22 protein-coding genes and 2 tRNA genes are annotated in these 26607 nt (G+C 67.4%); 11 read left to right on the top strand and 13 right to left on the bottom strand.

The annotated features are described in order from the left end of the window. Window positions 1-24: 24 nt before the first annotated feature. The 6 genes from Y590_RS11395 to Y590_RS11370 all read right to left on the bottom strand — a co-directional run bounded on the left by Y590_RS11395 (window position 25) and on the right by Y590_RS11370 (window position 5780). Window positions 25-1269, bottom strand: coding sequence for a CpaE/TadZ family protein (locus Y590_RS11395; protein ID WP_060772260.1), 1245 nt, complete (start codon window positions 1267-1269; stop codon window positions 25-27). Between the two features lie 84 nt (window positions 1270-1353). Further along, window positions 1354-2100: a CpaD family pilus assembly protein gene (locus tag Y590_RS11390; RefSeq protein WP_060769938.1), complete on the bottom strand. Its 747-nt coding sequence runs from the start codon at window positions 2098-2100 to the stop codon at window positions 1354-1356. Window positions 2101-2125: 25 nt separating this feature from the next. Continuing rightward, on the bottom strand, window positions 2126-3634 hold the full coding sequence (locus Y590_RS11385) for a type II and III secretion system protein family protein (RefSeq protein ID WP_060769937.1): 1509 nt from the start codon (window positions 3632-3634) through the stop codon (window positions 2126-2128). Window positions 3635-3645: 11 nt separating this feature from the next. Further along, a complete protein-coding gene (gene cpaB / locus Y590_RS11380) occupies window positions 3646-4431 on the bottom strand; it encodes a Flp pilus assembly protein CpaB (protein WP_060769936.1) in 786 nt (261 codons plus the stop codon). Window positions 4432-4618: 187 nt separating this feature from the next. Further along, window positions 4619-5128, bottom strand: coding sequence for an A24 family peptidase (locus tag Y590_RS11375; RefSeq protein WP_060769935.1), 510 nt, complete (start codon window positions 5126-5128; stop codon window positions 4619-4621). A gap of 448 nt (window positions 5129-5576) precedes the next feature. Further along, window positions 5577-5780 carry a Flp family type IVb pilin gene (locus Y590_RS11370; protein ID WP_060772259.1) on the bottom strand — a complete coding sequence of 68 codons (204 nt, stop codon included), beginning with the start codon at window positions 5778-5780 and terminating at the stop codon, window positions 5577-5579. Window positions 5781-6143: 363 nt separating this feature from the next. On the opposite strand from Y590_RS11370, the gene Y590_RS11365 reads away from it, so the two are divergent. From Y590_RS11365 to nfi, 5 genes are all read left to right on the top strand, one after another. After that, window positions 6144-6626: a pilus assembly protein N-terminal domain-containing protein gene (locus tag Y590_RS11365; RefSeq protein WP_060769934.1), complete on the top strand. Its 483-nt coding sequence runs from the start codon at window positions 6144-6146 to the stop codon at window positions 6624-6626. 219 nt (window positions 6627-6845) lie between these two features. Next, window positions 6846-7532 carry a 50S ribosomal protein L25/general stress protein Ctc gene (locus Y590_RS11360; protein WP_060769933.1) on the top strand — a complete coding sequence of 229 codons (687 nt, stop codon included), beginning with the start codon at window positions 6846-6848 and terminating at the stop codon, window positions 7530-7532. A gap of 101 nt (window positions 7533-7633) precedes the next feature. Then, entirely contained in the window at window positions 7634-8266 is a 633-nt protein-coding gene (pth, locus tag Y590_RS11355) for an aminoacyl-tRNA hydrolase (RefSeq protein ID WP_060769932.1), read from the top strand. Between the two features lie 79 nt (window positions 8267-8345). Next, window positions 8346-9443: a redox-regulated ATPase YchF gene (gene ychF / locus Y590_RS11350; RefSeq protein ID WP_060769931.1), complete on the top strand. Its 1098-nt coding sequence runs from the start codon at window positions 8346-8348 to the stop codon at window positions 9441-9443. A gap of 13 nt (window positions 9444-9456) precedes the next feature. Continuing rightward, complete coding sequence (nfi, locus tag Y590_RS11345) at window positions 9457-10119, top strand: deoxyribonuclease V (protein WP_060769930.1); 663 nt, start codon at window positions 9457-9459, stop codon at window positions 10117-10119. An 18-nt stretch (window positions 10120-10137) separates the two neighbouring features. Here nfi and polA read toward each other — a convergent pair whose 3' ends face one another. Continuing rightward, the gene (gene polA, locus Y590_RS11340; RefSeq protein ID WP_060769929.1) at window positions 10138-13278 is read right to left on the bottom strand and encodes a DNA polymerase I; all 3141 of its coding nucleotides are present in this window, start codon (window positions 13276-13278) and stop codon (window positions 10138-10140) included. 502 nt (window positions 13279-13780) lie between these two features. On the opposite strand from polA, the gene Y590_RS11335 reads away from it, so the two are divergent. Further along, window positions 13781-14173 carry a hypothetical protein gene (locus tag Y590_RS11335; RefSeq protein ID WP_060772258.1) on the top strand — a complete coding sequence of 131 codons (393 nt, stop codon included), beginning with the start codon at window positions 13781-13783 and terminating at the stop codon, window positions 14171-14173. A 424-nt stretch (window positions 14174-14597) separates the two neighbouring features. Here the strand turns inward: Y590_RS11335 and Y590_RS11330 are convergent, their stop codons facing one another. Further along, window positions 14598-15791 carry a YihY/virulence factor BrkB family protein gene (locus tag Y590_RS11330; RefSeq protein WP_060769928.1) on the bottom strand — a complete coding sequence of 398 codons (1194 nt, stop codon included), beginning with the start codon at window positions 15789-15791 and terminating at the stop codon, window positions 14598-14600. Window positions 15792-16030: 239 nt separating this feature from the next. Here Y590_RS11330 and Y590_RS11325 point away from each other — a divergent pair, with 239 nt between their 5' ends. After that, window positions 16031-16732: a hypothetical protein gene (locus Y590_RS11325; RefSeq protein ID WP_060769927.1), complete on the top strand. Its 702-nt coding sequence runs from the start codon at window positions 16031-16033 to the stop codon at window positions 16730-16732. A 360-nt stretch (window positions 16733-17092) separates the two neighbouring features. On the opposite strand, the gene Y590_RS11320 is transcribed toward Y590_RS11325, so the two are convergent. The 3 genes from Y590_RS11320 to Y590_RS11310 all read right to left on the bottom strand — a co-directional run bounded on the left by Y590_RS11320 (window position 17093) and on the right by Y590_RS11310 (window position 20382). Further along, window positions 17093-17168 (bottom strand) — tRNA-Ala (locus tag Y590_RS11320). A 335-nt stretch (window positions 17169-17503) separates the two neighbouring features. Further along, the gene (locus tag Y590_RS11315; protein ID WP_060769926.1) at window positions 17504-18298 is read right to left on the bottom strand and encodes an ABC transporter permease; all 795 of its coding nucleotides are present in this window, start codon (window positions 18296-18298) and stop codon (window positions 17504-17506) included. Window positions 18299-18366: 68 nt separating this feature from the next. Continuing rightward, window positions 18367-20382 carry an OPT family oligopeptide transporter gene (locus tag Y590_RS11310; RefSeq protein WP_060769925.1) on the bottom strand — a complete coding sequence of 672 codons (2016 nt, stop codon included), beginning with the start codon at window positions 20380-20382 and terminating at the stop codon, window positions 18367-18369. A gap of 171 nt (window positions 20383-20553) precedes the next feature. Here Y590_RS11310 and Y590_RS11305 point away from each other — a divergent pair, with 171 nt between their 5' ends. The 4 genes from Y590_RS11305 to egtD all read left to right on the top strand — a co-directional run bounded on the left by Y590_RS11305 (window position 20554) and on the right by egtD (window position 24145). Beyond that, window positions 20554-21150, top strand: coding sequence for a DUF1989 domain-containing protein (locus tag Y590_RS11305; RefSeq protein WP_060769924.1), 597 nt, complete (start codon window positions 20554-20556; stop codon window positions 21148-21150). A gap of 276 nt (window positions 21151-21426) precedes the next feature. Next, on the top strand, window positions 21427-22182 hold the full coding sequence (gene gntA, locus Y590_RS11300) for a guanitoxin biosynthesis heme-dependent pre-guanitoxin N-hydroxylase GntA (protein ID WP_060769923.1): 756 nt from the start codon (window positions 21427-21429) through the stop codon (window positions 22180-22182). 2 nt (window positions 22183-22184) lie between these two features. Further along, window positions 22185-23201, top strand: coding sequence for a class I SAM-dependent methyltransferase (locus tag Y590_RS11295; RefSeq protein WP_060769922.1), 1017 nt, complete (start codon window positions 22185-22187; stop codon window positions 23199-23201). Next, window positions 23198-24145 carry an L-histidine N(alpha)-methyltransferase gene (gene egtD / locus Y590_RS11290; protein ID WP_060769921.1) on the top strand — a complete coding sequence of 316 codons (948 nt, stop codon included), beginning with the start codon at window positions 23198-23200 and terminating at the stop codon, window positions 24143-24145. Before Y590_RS11295 ends, egtD begins: the two co-directional genes overlap by 4 nt. A 10-nt stretch (window positions 24146-24155) precedes the next feature. Here egtD and Y590_RS11285 read toward each other — a convergent pair whose 3' ends face one another. After that, the gene (locus Y590_RS11285; protein WP_060769920.1) at window positions 24156-25394 is read right to left on the bottom strand and encodes a glycosyltransferase; all 1239 of its coding nucleotides are present in this window, start codon (window positions 25392-25394) and stop codon (window positions 24156-24158) included. Between the two features lie 1031 nt (window positions 25395-26425). Beyond that, a tRNA-Val gene (locus Y590_RS11280) sits at window positions 26426-26501 on the bottom strand. Window positions 26502-26607 lie beyond the last annotated feature (106 nt).

The following is a 26607-nucleotide window of genomic DNA, read 5'->3' as shown; positions in this document are numbered from 1 at the left end:
GGGAGGAAAGAGCGCAGGGCACCGTCAGGACGCCTTCTTGCGGGTCAGCCGGGCGAAAAGTGGTTCCAGGAGATTGGCCCGGGCCCGGCGGATCTCGGCCCGGCCGGTCACCGCCGCGGCAAGGTCGGAGAAGATCTCCGCCGGCTTGGAGCCGGCCTGGACCTCGGCGATCATCTGGCCGTTATTGGCGGCGGTGCCGAACAGGGCCGGATCGAAGGGGATGACCGCCTGGAGCGGGACGTCGAGCGCCTTGGAGAACTCGGCCGCCGCGATCTCGGGCCGCTTGGGCACGCCGACGCCGTTGAGGACGATCCGCGCCCGCGCATCGTTGGGACGCTGCTGGTGCAGCAGGGCGAGCAGGTTCTTGACGTTGCGCAAACCCGCCAGGTCCGGCGGGGCGACGATCAGGATCTCGTCGGCGCTGATCAGCACGCGGCGGGTCCAGGCCGACCATTGATGCGGCACGTCGAGGACGATGCAGGGCACCGCTGCCCGCAGCAGGTCGGTCAGCGCATCGAAGGCGGGCTCGGTCAGGTCGACGGTGCGGTCGAGGGTTGCGGGCGCCGAGAGCAGGCTCAGATTGTCGGCGCATTTCGAGAGCAGGCGGTCGAGCAGGTTGGCATCGAGACGCTCGGGCGCGAACACCGCCTCGGCGATGCCCTGGGGCGGATCCTGGTTGAAGTTGAGGCTCGCCGTGCCGAAGGCGACGTCGAGGTCGGCGATCACCGTCGCGGTGCCGTGCTCGCGGGCCACCGTCCAGGCGAGATTCTGAGCCACCGTCGAGCTGCCGACGCCGCCGCGCGCGCCGTAGACGGCGACCGTACGCCCCACCGGCTTCGCGCCCGGCGCCGCGAACAGATCGGAGACCGCGGCGATCATCGCGACCGGCTCGACCGGCGCCATCAGGTACTCGCTCACCCCCCGCTGGATGAACTGCCGGTAGAGCAACACGTCGTTGACGTGGCCGATCACCAGCACCTTCGTGCCCTCGTCGCAGACCTCGGCGAGCTGGTCGAGGCATTCGAGCGGCCGGGACTTGAGATTCAGGAATTCGAGCACGATCACGTTGGGCGTGGGCGCGTGCCGGTAAGCCTCCAGAGCTGCCGCCCCCCCGCCCATCTGCACCTTGACGTGGGCCTTCTGCATCCGGCGTTCGGCGGCGATGCCCTCGATCATCGCAGCCGTCTCCGGCGTGTCGCAGAAAGCCTGGATCGTGATCCGCGGCACCGGGGCGATGGTCCGCTCTGAAGCCTCGTGGGTGTCCGGCATGATGCGTGGTTTCCGGTTCTTGTGCCGAGTGGCGCGGCCGGTGATCGACAGGGGTTCGAGGCGGCGCACGAGAGGCCGGCGAGGCTACTGGCTCTTCACTTCGCTGCTGACATTCGTCTGCCCATCCTGACGCCATTGCGTTGACGGATCCTTGCCCTCGCGGAGCTGGCCGAGATCCTTGGTGCGCAGGACCGTATCGATACGGCCCTCGGGCCGGCCGCGCACGAAGTCGATCGGATCGGCGACTTGGGCGGCGACATTGGACTGCATCGCGCAGCCGAGATTCCATGTCGGCTCGTTCGACCAGTTGGACCGCAGGTCGCTGGCGCCGAGGTCTCTCGGCCAGAGCCCGCACTTGTCGGCGACCTTGGCCTGCATCCGCTGGAAGCTCAGGCGCAGGGGCGAGGCCAATGTGGGGTTGGCGATCGGGTAGCCGGCCACCCGCACGCCGCCGGCCGGCACGCCCATCTCCGCCGCGAGGCGCCGGATCGATGCGCCGGTGCGCTCGACGGGCCCGGCCAAACCCGGCGATACGCCGCGCGGCAGCTCGACGAGGAGGATGCCGCGGCCGTAGCGCCGGTACTCGACGAGGAAGGCCTCGATGTCGGCGCGCTGGCGCGGATCGATATGGCCGATTCCCGTGGGAAACACATCGAGGCTGCGGTCGGCATCGGCGAGCACGATCGGGTGGCGGGTGCGCACGTCGATCGGGTAGGTCGAGCCGGTGGTCGCGACCCGGTCCGCGCGGCAGGCGCCAAGGCCGGCGGCAAGAAGCATGGCGGCGGCGACCGGCCAGGCGCGGGAGACGGGGGTGCGGGCGGGGGAGGACATCGTGATTCGATCCTGATGGACGGGGTCAGTCGGCGATGAAGCCGACCCGGCCGCGATAGGCCGGCCCGAGGGTGCCGCCGCCGACCGTGCCGTAGATCTTGTTCAGGCGTCCGAGCAGCACCGCCTGCCCGTCCGGTGCATCGACGAAACCATCGTCCGGCCGCTGCACCTGCCGCGCTTCCATCGGCTGCGCGATGTAGGGGGTGACCATGATCATCAGCTCGGTCTCGTCGCGCTGGTAGTCGCGGGAGCGGAACAGGGCGCCGAGGATCGGTAGGTTCATCAGCCCGGGCAGACCCGAGATCGCCGCCCGGTTCTTCTGCTGGATCAGGCCGGCGGTCATCATCGTCGCGCCGGAGGCGAGCTCGACCGTCGTCTCGGAGCTGCGCTTCGTCGTGCCAGGCACAGGGGTCGGACGGTCGTTGAGGTAGTAGGTGAAGCTGTTCTGGGGATCGAGATCGACCACGTCGGTGGCGATCCGGACCGAAATGCGGTTCTCGGCCATGACGACGGGGGTGAACGACAGGCTCACGCCGTAGGGCTTGTAGGTCAGCGCGACGACGCAGCCCTGGCTCACCGAGGTGCCGATCGAAACCGTCGAAGCCGCCGAACAGCTCAGCGGCACCGGAATTTCGCCGCCCGCCGTGAATTTTGCCGACTCGCCGGAAATCGCGGTCAGCGTCGGCTCGGCCAGAATGCGGGACACGCCGGCCTGCTCGAAGGCGCGCAAGGTGGCCTTGAAGGAGAATCCGCCCGTCTGAACGGATGCCGTCAGAGCGTTGGCGTCCGGGCTCCGTGATCCGGTCAGCGGAAAACCCGTATTGTTCGTCAGGAAGTTGCCGCCCAGCGGGTTCAGAGCCGACCAATTGCCGCTCGTGCTGATACCGAACTGCTTCAGAACGGTGCGCGCCACCTCGACCACGGTGACGCGGATCATCACCTGATCCTTGTTGCGGATCGTCAGGTTGTTGATGACGGCGCCGCGGGTCGCGACACCGCCGCCGGCCGCGATGCCGACGAAGGCGTTGGCGATGTCGAGCGCCTGCTGCGCCTCCGAGGTCGAGTTCACGCTGCCGGAGAGAACCAGCGAATCCCCGACCGCCTTCACGTCGAACCGACCGCCGGGCAGGCTCTGCTGCAGCGACTGCCGCAGGACGTTGATATCGCGGGCGATGGTGACGTCGAGCGCCGCGATCTGGCGTCCCTCGCCATCCATCACGAAGATCGATGTGGCGCCGTTGTCGATGCCGATCAGGAAGAGCTTGCGGCTGGAGCGGACGACCGCGTTCGCGACCGCCGGGTTGGCGACGAAGACCTCCTTGGCGTCGCGCGGCAGATCGACGATGAGCGAGCGGCCCTTGCTCAACTCGACCCGCCGGGACACCGCCGCCTCGTTGGCCCCGATCGTCAGGACGGGGGAGGCACCGGGAAGGCCGGCTTGAGCCGAGGCCGGGCCGGACAGCATCGCCGACGCGAGGCAGGCGCCGGAGAGCAGGAGAAGGGCAAGTCCGCGGAAGCGAGGGGTGGTCGTCATCGGTCCTGTCCTCACCGGCGCTGCTGCTTGGCGACGCCGAATCGCACCACGGTCATGGGTCCCTCGGGCGGCATGTCGGCCTCCTCGGAGAGGGCGGCGGTTCGGGCGGAATCCTGGATGCTGCGCAGCGCGAGAGAGAGCTGCCCGACCTTCTGAGCCAGCGTCACGGTCTCGGCTTGTGCCGGGGTGAGGGCCAGGGTGGCGGTCTCCGCCGTCACGACGTTGGCACCGTTCTTCTCCTGCACGATCTGGCCGACGGCGAGCACGCGCACGTCGGTCAGCAGCGTCTCGGCGAACTGCTCGCTGCCCTCGTTGCTGGTCTTGATGACGTCGACATGATCGTTCGGCAGGATGAACCCGCCCGCCGAACTCGATCCGCGGGTATCCGTGGTGATCGCCACGGCCCGCATGCCGGGCGGCAGGATCGCCGACATGAAGCCGCTGCCGGCCTTGACGAGACGTTCGGGCCGGATCGGCTCGTTGGCCGAGAAGCCGGTGCGGATGATCGCACCGACCGAGTCCTCCAGTCCCTTGGGCGCCGCGCGGCGCTCGATCAGGCCGGGCGAGATCGCCTGTTCCGGCCAAGGCAGCCAGCGCAGATCCTCGGGCTTGAGGGTCTGGCCCATAGGCAGTTCGGCGGCGGCGACGAGGACCTCGCTCATCGGGACCGGCACGACGGGCTCGGCTTTCGCGACGGGCGCAGGCTCCGGCGCCTTCTCCTCCCCTTGCATCAAGAAGGCGGCGCCGCAGCCCGCAACGAGTGCGATCCCCAGGACGGCAAGACGGGCTGGTTTCATGGCAGGCGCGGGACCGTGACGACGGCTCCGTCGCCGTCTGGTTCCGAGACTTGCCCGGCATTCGTCAAGTTAGGGTTAACCCATCGTGACCGGTGTCGCTATGCCGCTGTCCCGCTCGCGTTTTCGCGCCACGCAAATGGCCGCCTCTGCGGGGCGGCCAACTTGATTCGTCCTCGGGGGAGATCGGTCAGGGCAGCGCGAGCTGGTCGAAGCCGAAAGCATTCGGCATCACGGCTAAAGCGGCGGCGGCCAGGGCGATGCCGTATGGAATTCCCGTCTTCGTGTCGTGCAAGTGCAGCGCGAAAGGAAGTTTGAGTGCGAGCCTCGGAAGCGGATACGACCGGGCCGACAGAATCGCGAGCGTCAGCGGCCCGCCGAGAAGCGAGGCCAGGATGAGGTAATCCGGCAGATGGGCTAAGCCGATCCAGAGAGCGGTGCTCGCGGCGAGCTTGGCGTCGCCGCCACCGATCCATCCCCGCGCGAACATGAGGAAGGTGATCGTGAGAGTCAGCGCGCAGGCCGCGAGGTGCCAGAAGACGTCGGTCCAGGCCATGCCGGAGGCGAGCGCGTAGACTACGAAGGCTGCGAAGACGAGGCCGTTCACGCGGTTGGAAATCCGCATCGTCAGCAGATCGCTCGCGGCGGCATAGGCCATAAGAAAGGGAAAAACGATGCACAGGAGGAGATAGGCCGCCATGCTCGACACGGAACTGTTTCCCCTCGGTGTATTGTGAGTCAATCGGCTTAAGACATGCAACCAATCGAAGCGCCGAACGATCTTTACCGGTATACTCGCGGCAAAGATGCATAATTGCCCGAATTGGATAGTAATATTGACGCCACCAGCGAGCGACGCGTTTTGGCCTGATATGATCAGAGCCAGTTCTATGGCCGCATCTAACTTAATTTCATTCGTTCCTTATTCGTCAAGTTTTCGTTTTTCCATGCCCTCTGTCAAGCAACCGGTGAGCAATTGATCTCCAGACACTTTCGGCCCAAGGTGACCGCTGCCTTCGAAGGCGAGCCCCTTTCGCGACCTGATCTGCGAAGGCCGATGGTGATGAGTGTGTATCGGACGATCAACTCTAGGACGTCGTGGAGGAAAGCCGCGACGTCCTGAGAGCAGATGTCGCCTAACTGGAGAATTAGCTGCCAGCTTTCGCCTTGCCGAGCTCGCCGGTCTGCGTGTTAAGGCCGTCGCCGAGCGTCGTGAAGGCTGTCTTCAGCTTACCACCGAAGGTGGAGAAGATACCGACGACGGCAACTCCGATCATAGCAGCAACCATGCCGTATTCGATGGCAGTCGCGCCGGACTCATCAGAGATGAAGCGCTTGGCGATGTTCTTCACGATAATCTCCACTTGATTAGATCCGAGGGGCGTCCGTCGGAAGTCTGCGGAAGCTCCGATCGGCGACAGACCGAGTTGTAATCCCGACGCGTTGCATTTGGGTTAAATCGACCTCATAACCAAGCCACTAGCCGGGTGTTTGCGAGCAGCAGTTAATGATGCGTTTCGAAGATCGGTCGAATGGTTCGCTGACGCCGAACGAGGCTCGTAGACGTTGGACTTCCGGACAAGGTTAGCGCTTCCTTCATCAGTTTCCTGTTCCGTTCACGCGACGAGAGACGCCTCCGCTCCGGATTCGTGCCGCGGACACGGCACAGCCTTCGGCGGAGAGCGCTGCCCTACGCGCGATCGGACCGACCCTTCATGCCCCGCCTGCGCCCTCACCCCTTCCCGCTCCGCGCCGGCCCGGCCGTCCTGGTTCTGCTCGCGCTCGCCGCGCCCGTCCGCGCGAACGAGCCGGTGCCGCAGGGCACCGTCTCGGTGCAGGTCGACAACGCGAAGGTGATCCGCCTGCCGGAGAAGACCCAGACCGTCGTGGTGGGCAACCCGATGATCGCCGACATCACCCTGCAGAAGAACGGCGTCGTGGTGCTGACGGGCAAGAGCTTCGGTACGACCAACCTGATCGCCCTCGACGGCAGGGGGGCGATGCTCGCCGAATCGACCATCAGCGTGCAGGCGCCGCAGGCGTCGATCATCACCGTGCAGCGCGGCCTGGATCGAGAATCCTATTCCTGCACCCCGAACTGCCAGCCCTCGGTACAGCTCGGCGACGCCGCCAAGTATTTCGACGACACCAGCAAGCAGGCCGAGCAGCGCCGCACCATGGCGACCCAGAACCGGTAGAACGCATTCCGACGAAGTGGTCACCGGTTCGTCGAAAGAAGGCGCGTCAAAACAAGGGCCGGCCTTCCGCCGTTGCCACGAGGCCCCATTGCGTGTATGGCCCGCCCGCGCCCTTGAGACACCCTTGGAGGCACGGGCGCGCTGGGGAACGGTCGGGCCGTCCGCTTTGGGCGGCCTTTGTCGTTGGCCCGGCTCCATATTTTACAAAAGGATCACGCCATGAGCGCCACCAAGACGCTTGAGGCCGTGGCACGCGACCGGGTCGGCAAGGGGGCCGCCCGGGCCGTTCGTCGCCAGGGCCAGATTCCCGCCGTCATCTACGGCGGCAACCAGGCCCCGCAGGCCATCGCCATCGACCTCATCCGCGCCCGCACCCTGATCTACGCCGGCGGCTTCAAGACCACCGTGTTCGAGATCGATGCGGGCGGCAAGAAGACCCGCGCGATCCCGCGCGACTACCAGCTCGATCCGGTCAGCGGCGTGCCGCTGCACGTGGATTTCCTGCGTATCGTCGCCGGCCAGACCGTCACGGTGGATGTCCCCGTCCACTTCGTGAACGAGGATCAGGCGCCGGGTATCAAGCAGAAGGGCGGCACCCTCAACATCGCGCTGCACACCGTGTCCCTCGAGGTCGCGCCCGACCAGATCCCCGACGCGATCGAGGTCGATCTCACCGGCCGCGAGATCGGTGACGTGATCCACGCCTCCGACCTGCGCCTGCCGGCCGGCACCTACACGGGCGAGCCGACCGACACGGTCGCCAACCTCCTGCCGCCGACGGTGCTCGGCGCCGAGGTCGAGGCCGAGGAAGCCGCGATCGCCGAGGCGCAGTCGGCCGAGTCCGCCGAGGAGAAGGCGGAAGCCGAAGCCGAGGCCACCGACGAGAAGAACGAGAGCGAGGCGTAAGCCGCAGCGGGCGCCGCGAGCGCCCGCTCTGCGAAACACGCGATGCCCCGGCCACCCGGCCGGGGCATTTGCATTTGTCGGGGCTGAGATCGGGAGCGCATATGCGGCTCATCGTCGGATTGGGAAATCCCGGCGCGCGCTACGCGCGCAACCGCCACAACATCGGCTTCATGGCCGTGGACGAGATCGCCCGCGTCCACCGGGCGGCCCCCTTCCGCCGCCGCTTCCAGGGCGAGGCGGCCGAGGTGATGCTCGGCTCCGAGCGTGCGATCCTGCTCAAGCCCCAGACCTTCATGAACGAATCCGGCCGCTCGGTCGGCGAGGCTCAGCGCTTCTTCAAGATTCCGCTCGCCGACGTGATCGTGCTGCACGACGAACTCGACCTCGCGCCGGCCAAGCTGCGGGTGAAGCTCGGCGGCGGCAATGCCGGGCATAACGGCCTGCGCTCGATCACGGCGCAGTGCGGCAACGATTACCGCCGCGTCCGCCTCGGCATCGGGCACCCCGGCGACAAGGCGCTGGTGCACGCCTACGTCCTCAACGACTTCGCCAAGGCGGAGGAGCCTTGGGTCGAGGATCTCTGCCGCGCCACCGCCGACCACGCGCCGTTGCTGGCGGCCGGCGAGGATGCGAGCTTCCAGAACAAGGTGCATCTCGCCATGGCCGGCCGCGGCTGGGAGACGGTGAAGACGCCTGTCGAGGCCGGCAAGGCCAAAGCGCGCGACGCGAATTGACACGAAGCCGCCGGACCCCGATGGAGCCTGCTTCCGGGCGCGGCTCCCGACCGATCACAACGGATTTCTAGGACCAGCCATGGGCTTCAAATGCGGCATCGTCGGCCTGCCGAACGTCGGCAAGTCGACCCTCTTCAACGCGCTCACGCAGACCGCCGCGGCCCAGGCCGCGAACTACCCGTTCTGCACCATCGAGCCGAACGTGGGCGAGGTCGCGGTGCCCGATCCCCGGCTCGATGACCTCGCCCGGATCGCCTCGTCGAAGGAGATCATCCCGACGCGGCTGACCTTCGTCGACATCGCCGGCCTCGTGCGCGGCGCATCGAAAGGCGAGGGTCTCGGCAACCAGTTCCTGGCCAATATCCGCGAGGTCGATGCCATCGCCCACGTGGTGCGCTGCTTCGAGGACGGCGACGTCACCCATGTCGAGGGCAAGGTCGATCCGATCGCCGACATCGAGACCATCGAGACCGAGCTGATGCTGGCCGACCTCGACAGCCTCGAGAAGCGCGTCGTCGCCCTGGAGAAGCGGGCCAAGGGCTCCGACAAGGAGGCCAAGGAGTTCCTCGACCTCGTCAACCGCGCCCTGCCGCTCCTGCGCGAGGGCAAGCCGGCCCGGCTGGTGGAGCGCAAGGCCGACGAGGAGCGGCTGTTCCAGCAGCTCGGCCTGATGACGGCCAAGCCCGTGCTCTACGTCTGCAACGTCGACGAGAGCGACGCCGACAAGGGCAATGCCAAGTCTCAGGCAGTGTTCGACCGGGCGAAGGCCGAGGGCGCGGTCGCCGTGGTCGTCTCGGCCAAGATCGAGAGCGAGATTGCGGTGATGCCCGAGGCCGACCAGGCCGATTTCCTCGAGGCGGTCGGGCTGAGCGAGCCCGGCCTGAACCGGGTGATCCGCGCCGGCTACGACCTGCTCGGTCTCGTCACCTACTTCACCGTCGGCCCGAAGGAGGCTCGCGCCTGGACGATCACCCGGGGCACCCGCGCCCCGGCGGCGGCCGGCGTGATCCATACCGACTTCGAGAAGGGCTTCATCCGCGCCGAGACCATCGCGTTCAAGGACTACACCGCGCTGAACGGCGAGGCGGGTGCGCGCGACGCCGGCAAGCTGCGGCTGGAGGGCAAGGAATACGTGGTGCAGGACGGCGACGTGCTGCACTTCCGCTTCGCCAACTGACCGGGCGCCGGGCATGGAGCTTCACCCGCGCCATGCCTGGGACCTGACGCCGGCCGAGGCGGTCGCACTCCAGCGCCGGCTCCGCAGCGAGATCGTGGCCGACCGGGCCATCGATCTCGGTGCGGTGCGGCTGGTCGCCGGGGTCGATGTCAGCGTGAAGAACGAGCGCTCCCGCGCCGCCGTCGTCGTCGTGACCTTTCCGGGTTTTCTCCTCGTCGAGACGGCCTTCGCCGAGCGGCCGACGCCCTTCCCCTACATTCCCGGCCTCCTGAGTTTTCGCGAAGGGCCGGTGCTCGAGGAAGCCTTCGGGCGCCTGCGTGCGGAGCCGGACGTCTTTCTGTTCGACGGCATGGGCATCGCCCATCCGCGCCGCATCGGCATCGCCAGCCATATGGGCCTGTGGTTGGAGCGACCGACCATCGGCGTCGGCAAGACGCGGCTCGTCGGCACCAACGCAGCCCTACCCGAGGAAAAGGGCGCGCACGTCCCCCTGATCGATCGGGGCGAGACCATCGGCGCCGTGGTCCGCACGCGTAACGCCACACTCCCGCTGTTCATCTCGCCGGGCCATCGCGCCGACATCCCGAGCGCGGTCGAACTCGTGCTGGCCTGCTCGCCGAAATACCGCCTGCCGGAGCCGATCCGCCTCGCGCACAAGGCGGCGGGCGACTTCTGAAGTCAGGACGCAAAGAGGTCAGTGCGCCTCTTCCCAGTTGGCCGCCGCCCGCGCCTCGACCACCAGCGGCACCCTCAGCGTCAGGGCCGGCGCGGGCGCCTCTTCCATCACCCCGGCGATCACGGGAATCGTCGCCTCCACCTCGTCGTCGGGCACCTCGAACACGAGTTCGTCGTGCACCTGCAGCAGCATCCGCGCGGTGAGCTTCTTGGCCTCCAGCGCATCCTCCATCCGCGTCATGGCGCGACGGATGATGTCGGCAGCGGTGCCCTGGATGGGGGCGTTGATGGCTTGGCGCTCCACGCTCGCCCGCTCGGACGGGTTGTTCGAGCGGATCTGCGGGTAGTGACAGACGCGGCCGAACAGGGTCGTCACGTAGCCCTTCTCGCGGCACGAGCGCTTGGTGGTGTCGATGTAGTCGCGGATGCCGGGAAAGCGCTCGAAATACTGCTTGATGAAGGCTGAAGCCTCTTCGCGGCCGATGCCGAGCCGGTCCGCGAGACCGAAGGCCGAGATGCCGTAGATGATGCCGAAATTGATCGTCTTGGCCCGCCGCCGCAGATCGCCGGTCATCTGGTCGAGGGCGACGCCGAACATGGCGGAGGCCGTGGCCGCGTGGATGTCGATCCCCTGCTCGAACGCTTCGCGCAGTTGCGGAATGTCGGCGATGTGCGCGAGCAGGCGCAGCTCGATCTGGCTGTAATCGGCCGAGATCAGCTTCTTACCCTCGGGCGCGACGAAGGCGCGGCGGATGCGCCGCCCCTCCTCCGTACGGATCGGGATGTTCTGCAGGTTCGGATCCGAGGAGGAAAGCCGGCCGGTCGTCGTCGCCGCGAGCGCGAACGAGGTGTGGACGCGGTTGGTCCCCCGGTCGGCGTGCTGCTGCAGCGAATCGGTGTAGGTCGATTTCAGCTTGGAGAGCTGGCGCCAGTTGAGGATCTTCTTCGGCAGATCGTGGCCGGCCTGGGCCAGTTCTTCGAGAAGCGTCGCGGGCGTGGCCCACTGGCCGGAAGGCGTCTTCTTCGCGCCGGGCAGGCCCATCTTGCCGAACAGCACGTCGCCGATCTGCTTGGGCGACGAGACCTGAAACCGCTCGCCCGCGTCGTCCTGGATTTCCTCCTCCAGCCGCGCCAGGATCTGCGAGAAGTCGCCGGAGAGGCGGCTCAGCATGTTGCGGTCGATGGCGATGCCGGCCCGCTCCATCCGCGCCAGCACCGGCACCAGCGGGCGCTCCAGCGTCTCGTAGACGGTCACCCGATGCTCGGCGACGAGGCGCGGCTTCATCATCCGCCACAGGCGTAAGGTGACGTCGGCGTCCTCCGCCGCGTAGGCCGTGGCCTTGTCGATCGCCACGCGGTCGAAGGTGACCTTGTTGCGGCCGGTGCCGGCCACATCCGCGAAGGTGATCGGCTGGTGGCCGAGATGGCGCCGGGCGAGCTCGTCCATGCCGTGCCCGCCCTTGCCGGCATCGAGCACGTAGGAGATCAGCATCGTGTCGTCGAAGGGCGTCACGTCGATGCCGTAGCGGTGCAGCACCGAGAGGTCGTATTTCAGGTTCTGACCGACCTTGAGCGTGCCGGCATCCTCAAGCAGCGGCTTGAGCAGCTTCAGGGCGGTATCGAAATCGATCTGGCCGGGCTGCCGGTCAGAGGCATCGGCCTCCGCCCCGCTCTCGCCGAACAGGTCGCCGCCCTTCACCTCGGGCTTCACGTGGGCGAGTGGGATATAGGCGGCCCGCCCCGGCGCGGTCGCGAGCGAGACACCGACGAGTCCCGCCTTGGCCGCGTCGAGCGCGTCGGTCTCGGTATCGACCGCGATCACGCCGGCCTCGTAGCTCTCGGCGATCCAGGCCTTGAACTGCTCCACGGTGGCGATGGTTTCGTAGGCCGACGTGTCAAACGGCTTCACGGCCTCCGCCGCGCGGGCGGCGACCAGCGTCGAAGGCGTCGGCTCGCCGGGACCGCGCTTCTTCGGCGCCTGATCCGGCAGGTCGAGATCGGCGAACGGGTCGGCCTCGCCGGCCTCCGGCGGGGCCGCGCCGTCCGTCCGCTCGGGGGCGGCGGCGGTCTCGGGATCGACCGGGACGTCGTCGCCGAAGAACGGCACCGCGTCGCTGCCGCCGGCCGCGTTGGTGTAGGCGTGGGGCTGTGCCCCCGGCAGCAGCGCCGGATCGGGCTTCACCGCCTCGGGATCGACATGGAGCATCTGCGCGATGCGCCGGGTCAGGGTGTTGAACTCCATGGCCTTGAGGAAGCCGACGAGCTTCTGCGGATCGGGCTGCGGCACGACGAGTTCGTCGAGCGGCACCGGCACCGGCACATTCTCTTCGAGCGCGACGAGGCGGCGCGACAGCTTGGCCTGATCGATGTTGGCGAGCAGCATCTCCCGGCGCTTGGGTTGCTTGATCTCGGCAGCACGGTCGAGGAGCTGTTCGAGGCTGCCGTACTCCTTGATGAGCGCGGCCGCCGTCTTCAGGCCGATGCCCGGCACGCCCGGCACGTTGTCGGAGGTGTCGCCGATCAGCGCCAGGGCGTCGCCGATCTGCTCGGGCGTGAGGCCCTCCCACTTGGCGATGATCGCCTCGCGGTCGAGGTTGCGCTCGGGCCGGTAGCCGGGCTTGCCCTTGGCGCCCGACTCGAAGTCGTAGAACCGGATCTTATCCGAGACGAGCTGCATCAGGTCCTTGTCGGAGGACACGATGATGACCTCGGCGCCGCGCGCCTCGGCCTGCCGCGCGTAGGTCGCGATCAGGTCGTCGGCCTCGTAGCGCATCAGTTCCACCGCATGCAGCCCGAAGGCGCGCACCGCGTCGCGCATCAGCGGCATCTGGCGCTTGAGGTCGTCCGGCGCGTCGGGGCGGTGGCCCTTGTAGTCGGGGAACAGCTCCTTGCGGAACGAGCCCTCGGACTTGTCGAAGACGATGCCGAGATGGGTCGGCTTCACCCCCGCCGCACCCTCCTGAAGGAACTGGGCGATCTTGGTGCAGAACAGGCGCACCGCGCCGGTCGGCAGACCGTCGGAGGGCCGCGTGTTGTACTTCTGATCCTGATTGATCGACTGGAAGTACGCCCGGAAGATGAAGGACGAGCCGTCAACGAGGATCACCCGGTCGTCGGCGCAGACGGGCTTGGCCGGTTGCGGTTGCGTCTCTTCGGTCATCGGTCGAACAGCCATCGGCGAAGGGAAGCCCAAGGGCGGGGCCGCCGTTCCATAGAGCATTTTCGCCGCTTCAGAACATCGCCCCAGCGCCGGGAAATGCCGCAGGTCCCCGGTTCTCTGGCCCACGACGGCCGGCATGGCGGCGGGCCGAGCTTGTCCATCGCGCGAGCATCTGCGCCGCGCGAGAGGCGAAACGCCCAAAAAGCTGTCGGACACGGAGCCCATGTGCGTTCGTGCACCGGGCAGAATCGAGTCGCAGCGTCAGCGGCAACACCCTCTCAACCATGAGCTTTTTTTGCTGCGCGCAATGTCGCTGCATGAAAGTTCGCGCGCGATCGGCAAATCCGAAATATATCGATTCTGCAGTGCGACAAACAGGCTATTGTCTGCCAAGAGATCGGCCCCAAATTCCGTTCATCGAAGACGGGCGACGGCCTATCCTGATCCTTCAAAAGATCGGGCTAAGTGATCGGCGCCCGCATGAAGGGATAAAGGATTGATCATGACCCATCACACCAAGATCACCGCGGCCCTCGCTCTGGCCCTCGGCCTCGCCGCGACCCCGAGCCTTGCTCAGGGCATCGCTTCCGACAGCGCCAGCTACAACCGTGATGGCACCCTCAACGTATGGGGCGCGCATATCGACCCGGTGCGTGAGCGCGGCGGCCTCCTCGGCGGTGTCGGCAATGTCGTCGGCGGCACGCTCGGCGCGGCGGGCAACATCGTCGGCGGAACCGTGGATGCGGCCGGCAACGTGGTCGGCGGTGTCGTGGGCGGTACGGCCAATGCGGCTGACAGCATCGTCACGGGTTCGGTCCGCCGCCCGGCGGGTTATGCCACCTATGGTGCTCAGCCGGTCGATCGCGCCGGCGCCTACGGCCGCCCCGCCTACTGAGCCTAAACTCCTCCTGAAGTACGACGAGACGGCGGGGCGCGAGCCCCGCCGTTCTCTTTGCGCACAAGCCATAGGAAGGGCGCGAAAGGGCGCAGGGACAAGTTTCCCGAAGTCCGAGACGCCGACGACCCTATCGGGCTCGATCCCTCACCAGCACGGCACCACGATCGACCGGATCAAGGCACCGAGCAGCTTCGTGTTCCTGCCCGAGAACAAGCCGCACGCCCTCTCAAGCATCGTCCTGGATACCTGATCCCGGACGATGCTTGAGGCTCTTGTTTTGGCATCATCCCTTTTTCCGAAAGCCGGCAACCACCGTTCGGGACGATGCTCTCAATCAACGGACGCGCGCCGTTCGGCATGAACACCCCGAATCCGACCGGCGACCCGAGCAACGCGAAGAACGGATGAAGAGGGGCCGCCGTCAGGCAGCGGCTCCCACCGTGTCCGCCATGCGGGCGTCACGCGTGCCGAGCGGTCTCGGCGCGCCAACGGTGGTGTCCTTGGCGGTCTGGTGTTCGAGTTCGGCGTTGAGTTGCGCGCCGAGCAGCACGATCGTGGTGGAGATCCAGATCCAGGTCATGAATCCGATGGCGGCGCCGAGCGAGCCGTAAGTCTTATCGTAGCTGCCGAAATTCGAGACGTACCACGAGAACAGCAGCGAGCCGGCCAGCCACAGGAAGGCGGCGGCCATGCCGCCCGGCGTCACCCAACGCCAACGCGGCGCGTCCCGACTGGGCCCGTAGCGGTAGAGCATGGCGAGCATCAGGAGGACGATTGCGAACAGGACCGGCCAGCGCAGCAGAGCCAGCCACCACGCGTCGCCCGACAGACCCAGAAACTGAATCGCCACCGGCACCGCGACGATACCGGCGAGCGCCAGCACGATGAAGAACAGCGCGCCCGCGGTGAAGGCCAGCGAGACGAGGTTGAGCTTGAAGAAGCCGCGTCGCTCACGCTCGTTGTAGACGAGGTTGAGCGCATCGAAGACGTGTTTCACGCCGCCATTGGCGCTCCAGACTGAAAGGGCGATGCCGATGAGGGCGGTCAGCCCCAAGGTCGTATCGCCCTTCTCCGTCACACGCTTCACCTGCTCGGCGACGATGTCGACACCGCCGGAGGGAAGGACGCCGCGCAACGCCTCGATCTGGTGGTTGATGGTCGAAACGTCGGCGATCAGGCCATAGACGGATACGAGTGCGGCAATGGCGGGGAAGATGGCGAGGAGGACGAAGAAGGTCACGCCCGCCGATACCAGGGTCAGGCGATTCTCGCCGATATCCCGGTAAGTCCGCTTCAGGATGTCCTTCCACCCTTCGACCGGCACCTCCGTCGGCTTGTCGGCGGAGCGGCCACGGTCCGGCTCGGTCCGTGCAACCCGATGGGCGTCGGCGCCCTCGTGGGAGGGCGATTCCTTGCGTGCCGCATCGCCGCCCGACGAGCCGCGCGCACGATCCCCGTCACGGTTCGCAGCACGATCCGCGGGCCGTCCCGACCGGCGTGGGAGAGCGACAATCCCGAGCAGCGCCGTCGCCAGTGCCATAGTCCACAAGGCCGGGTAGCGGGGGTTGTCCGCCGCGGCAGCGGCGTCGGGAACGACGCGATCGGGTGTAGGCATCGCGGGATTGGCTCCGTCCAGCGCGCGAAGAAGAGGCTGCGCTGTTCGGCAACCGTCCGGCCCGAGCTTCGGTTCACAGTGACGTGACTATGCCGGCGGCAGCCGTTCGCCGCTGCGTATTCGATCGGCGTACTCATGAAAAAATCACATTCACGCCAAGTTCTCGCCGGAACCGTTAAGATCGGCTTCAGTTGACAGCGCATCGGTCGAACGCGACCGCCTCGCTTCAGGAGCCGTCGATGCCTTCGACCCCGCGCCGCTCCGGACGACGCCTCGCGCTCGTCCTGGCTTCTTCTGCTTTCATCCTTTCCACCGCGGCCGGCGTTCATGCTCAGGAGGGCGGGCTCGGCGGCCTGTTTCAGCAACTCTTTTCCCCGCAGCGGTCGGCGCCCGCTCCGGTCGTCGCCCCGATTCAGGTTTACGGCGGCGGCGAGGTCAACCAGCGTTATCGCTGGCGCCGGCATCGCAGTACGGCGGATCGGAGCCGGCCGAAGGTGCGTTACGCCGCCCTGCCGAAGGATGACGGCGCCGGGGTCAGCGGCAAGCAGCCGGTCGATTCGAAAGCCATCGCCGCCAATCCGACCGCGGCGCTGCTGCGCGACGAGACCCTACGTCCCGGCGACATCGTGGTCATGCCGGCCGGCCCGAAGGTCTTCAAGGGCCATGACGATCGTGGCCGCGGCGCCAAGGCGGCCCGCCACCGGATGAGCGACTTCGAGGATGTCAAGCACTCGCGCACGATCAATGCGAGAACGCGTCGCCAACTCATGGCGATGATGTTGCCGCACGGCGCCATGCCCGCCGAGGAAGCGCGCAAGACGCTTGCCAACGCCCGCCGCCTGGCCCCGCAGGAGGTCATCGAGCCCCTGACCCGACAGGCTCGCGCCGAGACCGGCCCGAAACCCACCCGCATCATCAGCCCCTGGCAGATCGCCCGCTAGGCCTCGTGCTGGAAATCAAATCTAGGACGATGTTCTAGACTCTTGTTTTCGTATCATCATTTTCCGAAAGACGGAGGCCACGTTTCAGGACGATGCTTTAGGGTCCGGGGGTCGTGACGAGACCCGGTCGGGCATCAAGCGGCGACCACAAAATGGTTGACCCCAGCCCGAGAGGGGCCTGCCGAGCAGAACCTTCGAGTCTCGTGCGACGGACCATGTGCGATGGTGGAGGGGGCGATGGGATGAGTGCTGAAGGTCGTGCCCAAGCACTTCATCCGAGCGATCACTCAAACCGCACCGCGGCGGTCGGCGTTGTTGCCCGAACCGCTCGATCGCTCTGCTATGCTCGGGAAGGTATGATGGTGGAGCCTAACGGGATCGAACCGATGACCTCTTCCATGCCATGGAAGCGCTCTCCCAGCTGAGCTAAGGCCCCATCATTGTGGCCGTGACCGCTTCCGGTCTCTGGCCTCGCCGGCGGCGCTGAGTGCGTCGGCGATGGGCGGTTCTATACGGGGAGGATTGGCGGGACTCAACCCCCTTTTTCGAGGCAGGGCCGAATTTTTGAGCCGCCTCCTCATCTCCGCTCAGTCCCGGCACAGAAGGTCGGCGACCAGCCTCGCCCCGACGGCGGAGCTTCCTTGGAAGCGCCGGGACCGGGCCGGAACGCCGATCCTGGCTATGTGTCTCCCACAAAACTCGCGCTGCGCCGCCGTGCCCGGAACGGGGACGCTCGGTGATCGGGAGTTTTGTGAGGCGCTCTTTGTCCGGCTACTGCTGAGCCCGAACGATGTAGCGCTCCATGAGAAGTCCGATGGTGAGGCTGCCGAAGACCCAACCGAAGAGATAGAGGTAATCGATCTGAACGGGGATCGTGGGGTCGTATCCCAAGCGAACCCATTCGATGAGCTGCGTGATCGGATTCCATTTCATATAGTAGTAAATTTCGTCTGGCATATAACATGCCATAAAATACACACCGCTCGTTAAATACAATGTGAGCGTCACCAAGATATAACCAAGAGCCCATCCAGGAAAGACCGAACATATCCCGACATTGATCGTCCCAACACCGATCCCGAGTGCAATCGCCGTCAGATAGCCAGTGATGGCCATCGTCATGTCGACCGGAACGGGGTCGGCACCGAAGCAGACGAGGACGACACACACGAGACAGACGCCCAAGAAGCTGCTGACGATCTCGACGAGGATGCGTGCGACGACGGTATCGAAGCGCTTTACTTGCGGGAAATAAGTCAGCGGCTTGTGAACCATGTAGCCTTTCATCACCTCGCGGGAGATGTACTGGAAGGCGAGGGCCGGCAATGCGCCCGAGGCGACGAAGACCATCGGATCGTCACCCATGGGCGACTTGATTCCGCGGAATGTCATGGCGCCGACGATGATCCCGAGATGCACGCAGGGCCAGAGCACCTGTACCAGGTAGCCCCAGTAGTTTCCGCCGAAGCGGCTGCGCATGTCGCGCAGCATCAGGGCGCTGAGGACGCGCAGGTAGACGTCGAGATGGCTCTGACGGCGCGGCAGGGACGAGGCGTGGGCGTTCATGGTATCCGTCGCAACGGGGCGGTCGCGCCGTTATGCTCGCTTGCAATCGCGACGAAATCGAGGACGGGTCAGGTGTCGCCGCGGCGGCCCGCCTCGTCCGTGCGCGAAGCGATGCGGTAGAAGGCGGTCAGCACCAGCAGGAAGACGATGGGGCCGAGCCACGGCTCTGCTCCGCCCAGCGCATCGGCCGCGAAGGCGAGGGAACCGCCGCGTCCACTCAGCGTGTCGGCGGCGGCGAGTAGGACGCCGACGACGCTCTCGCCCACGAGGAAGCCCGAGGCCAGCAGGACGCCGCGGCGGCGTCCTCCGGCCCGCGCCGCGGCGCCCGCCTCGCGCAGCCGACGCTCGGCGAGGCGGGCGACGAGGCCGCCGAAGGCGATCGTCACCACCACCTCGAGCGGCAGGTACATGCCGATCCCGACGGTGAGTGCCGGAAAAGAACGGCCGCTGCGGCGCAGACGCGCCTCCGCCGCAACGAGGATCGCCCCGAGGCCGGCCCCCGTCCCCACCATCGACCAGGGCAATTCGTTGCGCACGATGCCGCCGGCGATCTGCGTCATCAGCGCGGCCTGGGGGGCAGGAAGGGCGGCGGCCTCGTCCATGCCCTCGCGCGGCAGGGCACCGACGAAACCGTAGGCGTTGTAGAGAAGGTCGAGCAGTGGGGCGATCACCAGGGCGCCCACCGCGACGCCCGCCGCCAGCGCCACCTGCTGGCGCCAGGGGGTGGCATCGACGAGTTGGCCGGTCTTGAGATCCTGAAGGTTGTCGTTGGCGATCGAGGCGGTGGTGACGACGATGGCCGACAGGAGCAGGACGGCGGCGACGACGAAACGCTCGCCCTCCGGCCCGGCGGAGCGGCCGAGCAGCAGCGGGAGCAGCAGAGCCGCGAGGAGCGTCGTCAGGATTCCGATGCCGGAGATCGGGCTGGAGGACGAGCCGAGAAGGCCCGCGAGATAGCCGCAGGCGGCCGCCATCAGGAAGCCGAAGCCGACCGTGAAGACGGTGGCGACCGCGACCAGCGCGAAGCGCAGCCCCCCCAGTTCGGCCTCCGCGCTGAAATGGAAGAACAGCCAGGCGAGGGGCAATGCAAGCAGGAGCGAGGTGCCCGCAACCCAGGTGATCGGCAGGTCGCGCTCCTGGCGTGGCAACTGGCGCAGGGCCTTCCCGCCGCCCTGCGCCGCAGCGAAGGCGGAACGGATGCTTCCCAGGATCGAGCGGCCGAGGGAGGCGACCGTCCAGACAGCGCCGACGGCGATGATGCCGGCGCCAATGAGGCGGACCTTCTCCGACCAGACCGCCCTCGCTGTTGCCTCCGCCGAGCCGGCTCCGTCACCGAAGGCCGTGAGCAGCGGCACCGCGGCGCCCCAGGCCAGGGCGACGCCCGCCAGAAGGGCGAGGCAGGCGCCGAGCCCGACGAGATAACCCACCCCAACCAGGGCGGGGGAGAAGCCCGTGGCGAGCCGGAACAGGGCCGGCCCCGCGGCAAGGGTGGTGTGGAGGCCGTCGGCGAGAAGGCGCAAGCCGGTGGTGGCGAACCCAATCAGCCCGCCCGCTCCCGCCGCACCCAGCAGGATGCGCAGACCATCCCGGTCGCCGGCCTCACCCGCATGCAGCACTTCGGCGGCGGCGGTACCCTCGGGATACGGAAGCCCGGCGCCCATCACCAGGGCGCGGCGCAGGGGGATCGAGTAGACGAGGCCGATCAGACCACCGACGAGGCAGACGGCCGTCGTCTGCCAGAACGGGAAACCGTGCCAGTGGCCGATCAGCACGAGACCCGGCAAGACGAGGATGACGTTGCAGAGCGTGCCGGCTGCCGACCCTTGGGTCTGAACGATGTTGTTCTCGAGGATGCCGGACCCGCCGAACAGCCGCAGCACTCCCATCGACAGCATCGCCGCGGGAATCGAGGTCGAGAAGGTCACGCCCGTCTTCAGCCCCATATAGAGGTTGGCGGTCATGAACACGACGGTGATCACCGCCCCGAGCAGCAGTCCTCGCAGGGTAAGCTCGGCGGCATGGCGAGGGTGATTCCCGCCGACATCGCCATGTGCGGGGCAGCGTTCGTCGGATCGTGCGTCCACGGGCAGGCGCCTCCGGTGCCGCCCCGCGGCCCGGGACGTCGACATTTGTCGGGAACCCAACGGGCCCCTCGTCCGATCCCCCGTGGCGACGCGGCAGCGCCCAAGCTTGGAGCCGCCGCGAATCGGCGCACGAACCCGCGGGCTTCACCCGCTGCAAGGAGAGAACGACGGATGAGCCGACCGGTGCGCCATGAGATCCCGCCGCGCTCGGGGGCGGCCTTCACGCTGGATCGCGGCCAGCGCCTCACCGTGATCGACCCTCGGGGCGAGCAGGTAGCCGACCTCGTGGCCTTCCGCAGAGACGACCTCGATGAGGTGATCTCCTCGGGCCGCACCATCGACTACGCCTCGCGTATTTTCCTGACGACGGGCGACCCGATCTACTCCAACCGCTCCAACGTGCTCCTGCGCATCGTCGAGGACACGGTGGGCCGGCACGACTTCCTGCTCACGCCCTGCTCGGCCGACACCTTCCGCATCATCTACGGCGACGAACACCCCCACCGGGGTTGCTTCGGTAATCTCGCCGCAGCGCTGGCACCCTACGGGATCGAGCCGGACCGCATCCCGGTCGCCTTCAACGTGTTCATGCACGTCACCGTCGATGGGCAGAGCGGCGAGATCGCGGTGCGCCCGCCGCTCAGCCGGGCCGGCGACCGGGTGAGTTTCGTGGCCGAGACCGACCTCGTCGTCGGCCTGACAGCCTGCTCGGCCCTGCAGTCGAACAACTTCTCTTTCAAGCCGATCCATTACGAGATCGAATCTTGAGGCTTCGCCGCAAAGACATGGTCATCAGCGGGTAGAATACTGCGCTACGATGCCGCGGCAGCTCAAGACAATACATAGATGAAGCCGGCTTCGTAGCTCGCTGGTTATCCCCAGACCCGGCGGAACAATGGGCACAGACTGAGGTTCCTCCGCGCAGTCCACCTTCTCCGAGGGTCGGCGGACTGCATCGCGGTCGCCTTCTCTCCCACGATCTTCACCGTGCCGGGCCGACAGGCTCGGTCGCGTCGTTCGTTTGCCTGCGTTCCACGAGGTGTCATGCTGCTGCCTACCGACGACACCGGCCATCCGCTCGCTGAGCGGTTCCGGCATTTCATTCGCCAACAGCCCTTCCCTTGCGTCGGCGCCAAATCCGCTCTGTCCCGCGGCCAGCTCAAGGTTCTGGTCGCCCGAGACGTCGCCTCCGAGAGCGACGACGCACGGATCTACCCGGCACTCCTGGCCTTCATCTGCCGCTATCGCGCCCGGCGCGACCAGTTCCAGAGCTTCGCCGTCGTGTTCGAAGGCCCACACCACCTCTCGGAGGAGGCGTTCGAGGCCGCACTCTGGCGGCGGATGCAGTCGCTGTCCGACCGCGACAGCGAGTTGGGTCATGCCCAGGATCCGCGCGTGTCGGCCAACCCGGACGACACGCATTTCTCGATGAGCCTCGGCGGCGAAGGCTTCTTCATCGTCGGGCTGCATCCCGGCGCGAGCCGCAAGGCGCGCCGCTTCGAGCACCCGGTGCTGGTGTTCAATCTGCACGACCAGTTCGAGCGCCTGCGGGCCGAGGGGCGCTACGACCGGCTGCGCGATTCGATCGTCGAGCGGGACGTGGCCTGGGCCGGGTCCGCCAACCCGATGCTTGCGCAGCATGGCGAGCGCTCTGCCGCGCGGCAATTCAGTGGGCGGGCCGTGCCGGACGATTGGGTCTGCCCCTACCACCGCCAGGAGGGGGCGGTGTCATGGGATGCGCAGCAGGTCGCGGCGGATCTGCGTTCCGGTGCCTTTCTCGCCGGACAGATGGAGGGTTGAGGATGACGGTGGCCGATGCTGCAACGCATCCCTCGGCCTCCCAGGAACCGGACATAGGCAGCGAGGACGCGCTCCTCGCTCTCGCTCGTGCTGTGCGGGACACCGGCTACCGGTTCACCACCGTCACGCCCGCCACCCATGCCCGGGTGAACGCCCGGCCCGAGAACGCCCTGGCGCGATCACTACGGGATGTGCTGGGCTGGAGCCGCCCGTTTCGCGACGGGCTGATCCCGGCGGAACTGACCGGCCTGATGGAGCGGGCGGGCGTGCTGGACCGCTGGGAAGGGCCGGACGGTTCTCTCATGAAGGCGGGGATTCGGCTGTCGAGCCTCGACGATACGTTGTTTCTGCACGCGGCCTACCCGCCGCTCGCGGCCGATGCCGTGTTCTTCGGCCCCGACACCATGCGCTTCGCCGAGGCCGTCCTCGCTCATCTCGAAGAGCGGGCCAGGGCCGGACACCCGGCGCCGCGGCGGGCGGCCGATATCGGCTGCGGCTCGGGCGCGGCGGGCATCCTCGTCGCCAAGCGGTTGCCGGAGGCTAAGGTCATTCTCGTCGACATCAACCCGGCCGCCCTTCGCGCCGCGCGCATCAATGCCCGGCTCGCGGGCGTTCGCAACGTGCGCCCCGTTCACGGCGACATGCTGAGCGACGCCGAGGGATCGTTCGATCTCATCGTCTCGAACCCGCCCTTCATGGTGGATCCCGGTGGTCGGGCCTACCGGCATGGCGGTGGGCCGCTCGGGGCCGGGCTGTCGCTGCGCGTGGTCGAGGCGGCGACCGAGCGATTGGCGCCGGGTGGCAGCCTTGTTCTGTTCACCGGCTCGGCCATCGTCGAAGGCCATGACGGCTTCCGAGAGGAGGCGAGCGCGATCTGCGCACGGGCCGGTCTCGACGTCTCGTACCGCGAGTTCGATCCGGACGCGTACGGCGAGGAACTCGACGATCCGGGCTACGCGGCCGCCGAGCGCATCGCGCTCGTCGTTCTCACGGCTACCCGCCCGACCGGTCCGCGATGAGCGCGGCGGAGGCAGCGGCCAGCGAGCGCGCCGAGTTCCTTCGGGACGCCCTCGCCGGCCTCTCGGGCGCGGTGAAGACCCTGCCCGGAAAATACCTCTGGGACGAGAGCGGTTCGGATCTGTTCGACCGAATCTGCGCGCATCCGGACTACTACCCGACGAAGCGGGAAATGGCGCTTCTGCCGCGGGTCGCGGCAGAGGTGGCAGCGCTGGTCGGCCCGGGCGTCAGCGTCGTGGAGTTCGGCAGCGGCGCGAGCCGGAAGATCCGCACCCTGCTCGACGCCCTGGAGGCGCCGGCCGCCTACCTCGCCCTCGACATTTCCGGGGCCTATCTCGAAGCGGCGATCGCGCGCCTCGCCCCGGATTATCCGGACGTGCCGATGCTTCCGGTCTGCGCCGATTACTCCAAGCCGATCCGCCTGCCGCCGGGAGCCGCTGTGCCGCCGGTCCTCGGCTTCTTTCCCGGCACCAGCATCGGCAACTTCACGCCGGAACAGGCGGAGGGCTTCCTGGCGCGGGCGCGGGATACGCTGGGGCCGAGCCACTTCCTGGTCGGGGCCGATCCGACGCACGATCCGGCCCGCCTGCGCCGCGCCTATGGGGCGGCGGGCGGCCTGATGGCCGCGCTGCACCTCAACCTGATCGAGCGGATGAACCGGGAACTCGGTAGCGATTTCGACCGGGGGAATTTCCGTCACGAGGCACGGCTTGCCGACGACCCGTTCCGGGTGGAAGCCCATCTGGTGGCAACCCGGACCGGCGCCTACCGGCTCGGCGACCGGACGATCCGCTTCGCGCCCGGCGAGAGCATCCGCACCGACACCTCCCATAAATACGCGCCGGACACGTTTCGGACCCTGGCCTCGGCGCAGGGCTGGGAGCCGGTCCGCCTCTGGGTCGACGAGGATAGCGGCTTCAGCCTTCACCTGTTCCAGGCGCCATAGCCCGCGGCGCTCAGGCACGGGCCGGCGCGTCGGCAAGGTAGCTCAGGAGCGCGAGCCAGGTCGGCAAGCAGTGACGCCGCCGGTCGTAGCGCTCGATCACCGTTCGCCGGGCCGCCTCCCGCAGGGGCCGCCACCGTTCGGGCGCGCGGCAGGCATCGATGAGCGCCTCCGCCAGCGCGTCGGCATCGAAGAAATCGCGGACGATCCCGTTCACCCCGTCCCGCACCACCTCCCGCACCGGCGCGGTGTCCGAGGCGATCACGAGGCATTCGCATGCCATCGCCTTCAGGAAGACCCGCGAGAGCGAGAAGGGATAGGTGTAGGCGACATGCGCCGTAGCCACGGAGAGGGCGGCCACCATTTCCTCATGCGTGAGGCGGGGGAGAAAGTGGAGGCGATCGCGATCGAGCCGGCCGTCCAGCTCGGCCAGCAGGCGCTCCTTCCACGTCTGGGGTTGGGCCCCCTTTGCCGCGGCATCACGGCGCCCGTCGCTCCCGACCACCAGAATCTCGGCCTGGGGCACGGCTTCGAGCAGCGCCGGCAGAGCGCGCATGAAGGTCGGGAAACCGCGCAGCGGCTCCAATTGCCGGGCGATGAAGGTGATGACCGGCCGGGCCTTGGTCAGCTTGCGCCCGTTCGGCAGTTGCACGACGGCATGGGGGTCGTAACGGACCTCGTCCGTATCGATGCCTTCGTGAATCACGCTGGCCTGCGCCCGCAAACCCGCCGGCAGCAGGCTGCGCTGGAACTCCGTCGGGCAGACCAGCCGTTCGGCCTCGGCATAGGCCATGGCCAGCGCCGCGTTCCCGGCGCGGTCGCGTACGCGGTCTTCGAGGTTTGGGGGGCGCGTCCACTCGGAATCGAAGCCGAGCGCATCCCCGTCCGCCCGGTAATACGGCGCATAGGCGAGCCGACGCGCGCGGGGGAACACTTGGTTGAGCAGCAGCGATTCCCCGCGCCCCGGATGCCCGACGATGACGCCCGGATCGAAGCCGTGCTTGCGCAATTCGAGGGCGCATCGCAGGGCGGCGGTGGCGTTGATGAACGCCGATTCGGTCGGATGGGCCAGCGGGAACAGGCCCGGCGTCACCTTCCGCCCCGGACGCCACCGCAGGATCGGCAAGCCGGCCAAGCCCGGTGCCGCCTCTCCGGCGATCGCCGCGCAGCGATGTCCTCGATCCATCAGCGCCTCGGCAAGAAAGCCGAACGGCCCTGGGAAGTGGTCGTGAACGAACAGAAAATCCGTCATTCCGGCGCGCCGGTACCCTCTGTCGAACCGGCGCAACGCAGCGGGCGCCGACATGCGCCTTCTTCTGCACCAAAGGGTTGAGCGGCTCAGCCGGGGCAATTCATCCGCATCGGCGCTTCGGCAGTGCAAAAAAACTGCGTCGAATGTAGGCGTTTCATCGCCGATGCGGGTGCCGCAGCTGATCAGACCAGGCCTTGATCGCGTTGCAACCGCGTCGCGACCGTGCGGCAAAGCGCTGCGGCGCGAATTTTGGGACGCCCAGTCAATGCGTCGAGACAGTTCGCGGTTAGCGTCCGGGGCCCGTCAGTCAGATGTCACCGTGAAGAATGACCATGTGTGGAAGAGAAACCGTCCAGTACGGACGTCCCCTGCGCCGCCGGCACGAGGCCTGGATCCACCGACGCTCGACGCGCATCGTGCCGCTGTTGCTGCGCGGGAAAGCGAAGACTGACCGGGCCGGAAACACGAGCCTTCAGCCCGGCGACAATGACAATGCGGCAGCGCGGGATCCGTCGAACCGCTACGACCCGCGCCATCGGCAGGCGTCGCTCGCTTCGAGGTGAACCGCGCGGCAGGGTCCAGGGCCCCTCCCCTACGGTGCGACAGGTTTCAGAGCGGCTCCCTCCGCGCCTTCGCCCAGGCCGCAAACAGATAGCCGACGCCGCTCAACCCCAGGATGCCGGCGATGAGACCGAGCCAGTCAGCCCACCTTCCATGTCGCTTCCCGCTCATGTCTGAACGAGGAACGCGGAGGGGGCCTCTGGTTTCAGAGTGCCTCACGAAACGCCGGGTCTCTGACCGTACTCGTTCTGGCGATGACAGCGCGGCGGGAGCTTTTTGAGAGACACTCAGTGTTCGCCTGCACCGGATAATGCGGTTCGTCCGCATGATTCCTGAGCGGAATGTTCAGCCAAGGAGCATGCCCGCATCCATCGCGGACGAACTTCTCGACAAGGATGTTCCGGCGGGAGACACCCATCCGGGCCGGCACGCATCATCACGGCCGCCTCTGGACCATCCTGCTTCCGGATTGGTGGGCGGTGAGGGACTCGAACCCCCGACCCTCTCCGTGTAAAGGAGACGCTCTACCAACTGAGCTAACCGCCCGAACCGGCGCCGCGAAGCGTTACGGAAGGGATTGCGGCTGCGCAAGGCCGGGCTCGCGCTCTTCCCCTGACTGGCGCACGAAAAAGCCCCCGGAGCGGCGCTCCGG

The sequence above is a fragment of the Methylobacterium sp. AMS5 genome, from assembly GCF_001542815.1.
Lineage (GTDB): Bacteria > Pseudomonadota > Alphaproteobacteria > Rhizobiales > Beijerinckiaceae > Methylobacterium.
Note: the sequence above shows the minus strand (reverse complement) of the source record. Positions and strands in the feature narration are given on the sequence as shown.

What these genes read in the sequence shown, in the direction of transcription:
- Y590_RS11295 (WP_060769922.1), top strand. Translation starts at nt 22,185, where the DNA reads ATGACGGTGGCCGATGCTGCAACGCATCCCTCGGCCTCCCAGGAACCG.
- Y590_RS11330 (WP_060769928.1), bottom strand. Translation starts at nt 15,791, where the DNA reads ATGCCTACACCCGATCGCGTCGTTCCCGACGCCGCTGCCGCGGCGGAC.
- Y590_RS11285 (WP_060769920.1), bottom strand. Translation starts at nt 25,394, where the DNA reads ATGACGGATTTTCTGTTCGTTCACGACCACTTCCCAGGGCCGTTCGGC.
- Y590_RS11385 (WP_060769937.1), bottom strand. Translation starts at nt 3,634, where the DNA reads ATGACGACCACCCCTCGCTTCCGCGGACTTGCCCTTCTCCTGCTCTCC.
- polA (WP_060769929.1), bottom strand. Translation starts at nt 13,278, where the DNA reads ATGACCGAAGAGACGCAACCGCAACCGGCCAAGCCCGTCTGCGCCGAC.
- gntA (WP_060769923.1), top strand. Translation starts at nt 21,427, where the DNA reads ATGCTGCTGCCTACCGACGACACCGGCCATCCGCTCGCTGAGCGGTTC.
- Y590_RS11305 (WP_060769924.1), top strand. Translation starts at nt 20,554, where the DNA reads ATGAGCCGACCGGTGCGCCATGAGATCCCGCCGCGCTCGGGGGCGGCC.
- Y590_RS11375 (WP_060769935.1), bottom strand. Translation starts at nt 5,128, where the DNA reads ATGGCGGCCTATCTCCTCCTGTGCATCGTTTTTCCCTTTCTTATGGCC.
- Y590_RS11395 (WP_060772260.1), bottom strand. Translation starts at nt 1,269, where the DNA reads ATGCCGGACACCCACGAGGCTTCAGAGCGGACCATCGCCCCGGTGCCG.
- cpaB (WP_060769936.1), bottom strand. Translation starts at nt 4,431, where the DNA reads ATGAAACCAGCCCGTCTTGCCGTCCTGGGGATCGCACTCGTTGCGGGC.
- Y590_RS11335 (WP_060772258.1), top strand. Translation starts at nt 13,781, where the DNA reads ATGACCCATCACACCAAGATCACCGCGGCCCTCGCTCTGGCCCTCGGC.
- pth (WP_060769932.1), top strand. Translation starts at nt 7,634, where the DNA reads ATGCGGCTCATCGTCGGATTGGGAAATCCCGGCGCGCGCTACGCGCGC.
- Y590_RS11390 (WP_060769938.1), bottom strand. Translation starts at nt 2,100, where the DNA reads ATGTCCTCCCCCGCCCGCACCCCCGTCTCCCGCGCCTGGCCGGTCGCC.
- nfi (WP_060769930.1), top strand. Translation starts at nt 9,457, where the DNA reads ATGGAGCTTCACCCGCGCCATGCCTGGGACCTGACGCCGGCCGAGGCG.
- Y590_RS11360 (WP_060769933.1), top strand. Translation starts at nt 6,846, where the DNA reads ATGAGCGCCACCAAGACGCTTGAGGCCGTGGCACGCGACCGGGTCGGC.
- Y590_RS11365 (WP_060769934.1), top strand. Translation starts at nt 6,144, where the DNA reads ATGCCCCGCCTGCGCCCTCACCCCTTCCCGCTCCGCGCCGGCCCGGCC.
- egtD (WP_060769921.1), top strand. Translation starts at nt 23,198, where the DNA reads ATGAGCGCGGCGGAGGCAGCGGCCAGCGAGCGCGCCGAGTTCCTTCGG.
- ychF (WP_060769931.1), top strand. Translation starts at nt 8,346, where the DNA reads ATGGGCTTCAAATGCGGCATCGTCGGCCTGCCGAACGTCGGCAAGTCG.
- Y590_RS11325 (WP_060769927.1), top strand. Translation starts at nt 16,031, where the DNA reads ATGCCTTCGACCCCGCGCCGCTCCGGACGACGCCTCGCGCTCGTCCTG.
- Y590_RS11315 (WP_060769926.1), bottom strand. Translation starts at nt 18,298, where the DNA reads ATGAACGCCCACGCCTCGTCCCTGCCGCGCCGTCAGAGCCATCTCGAC.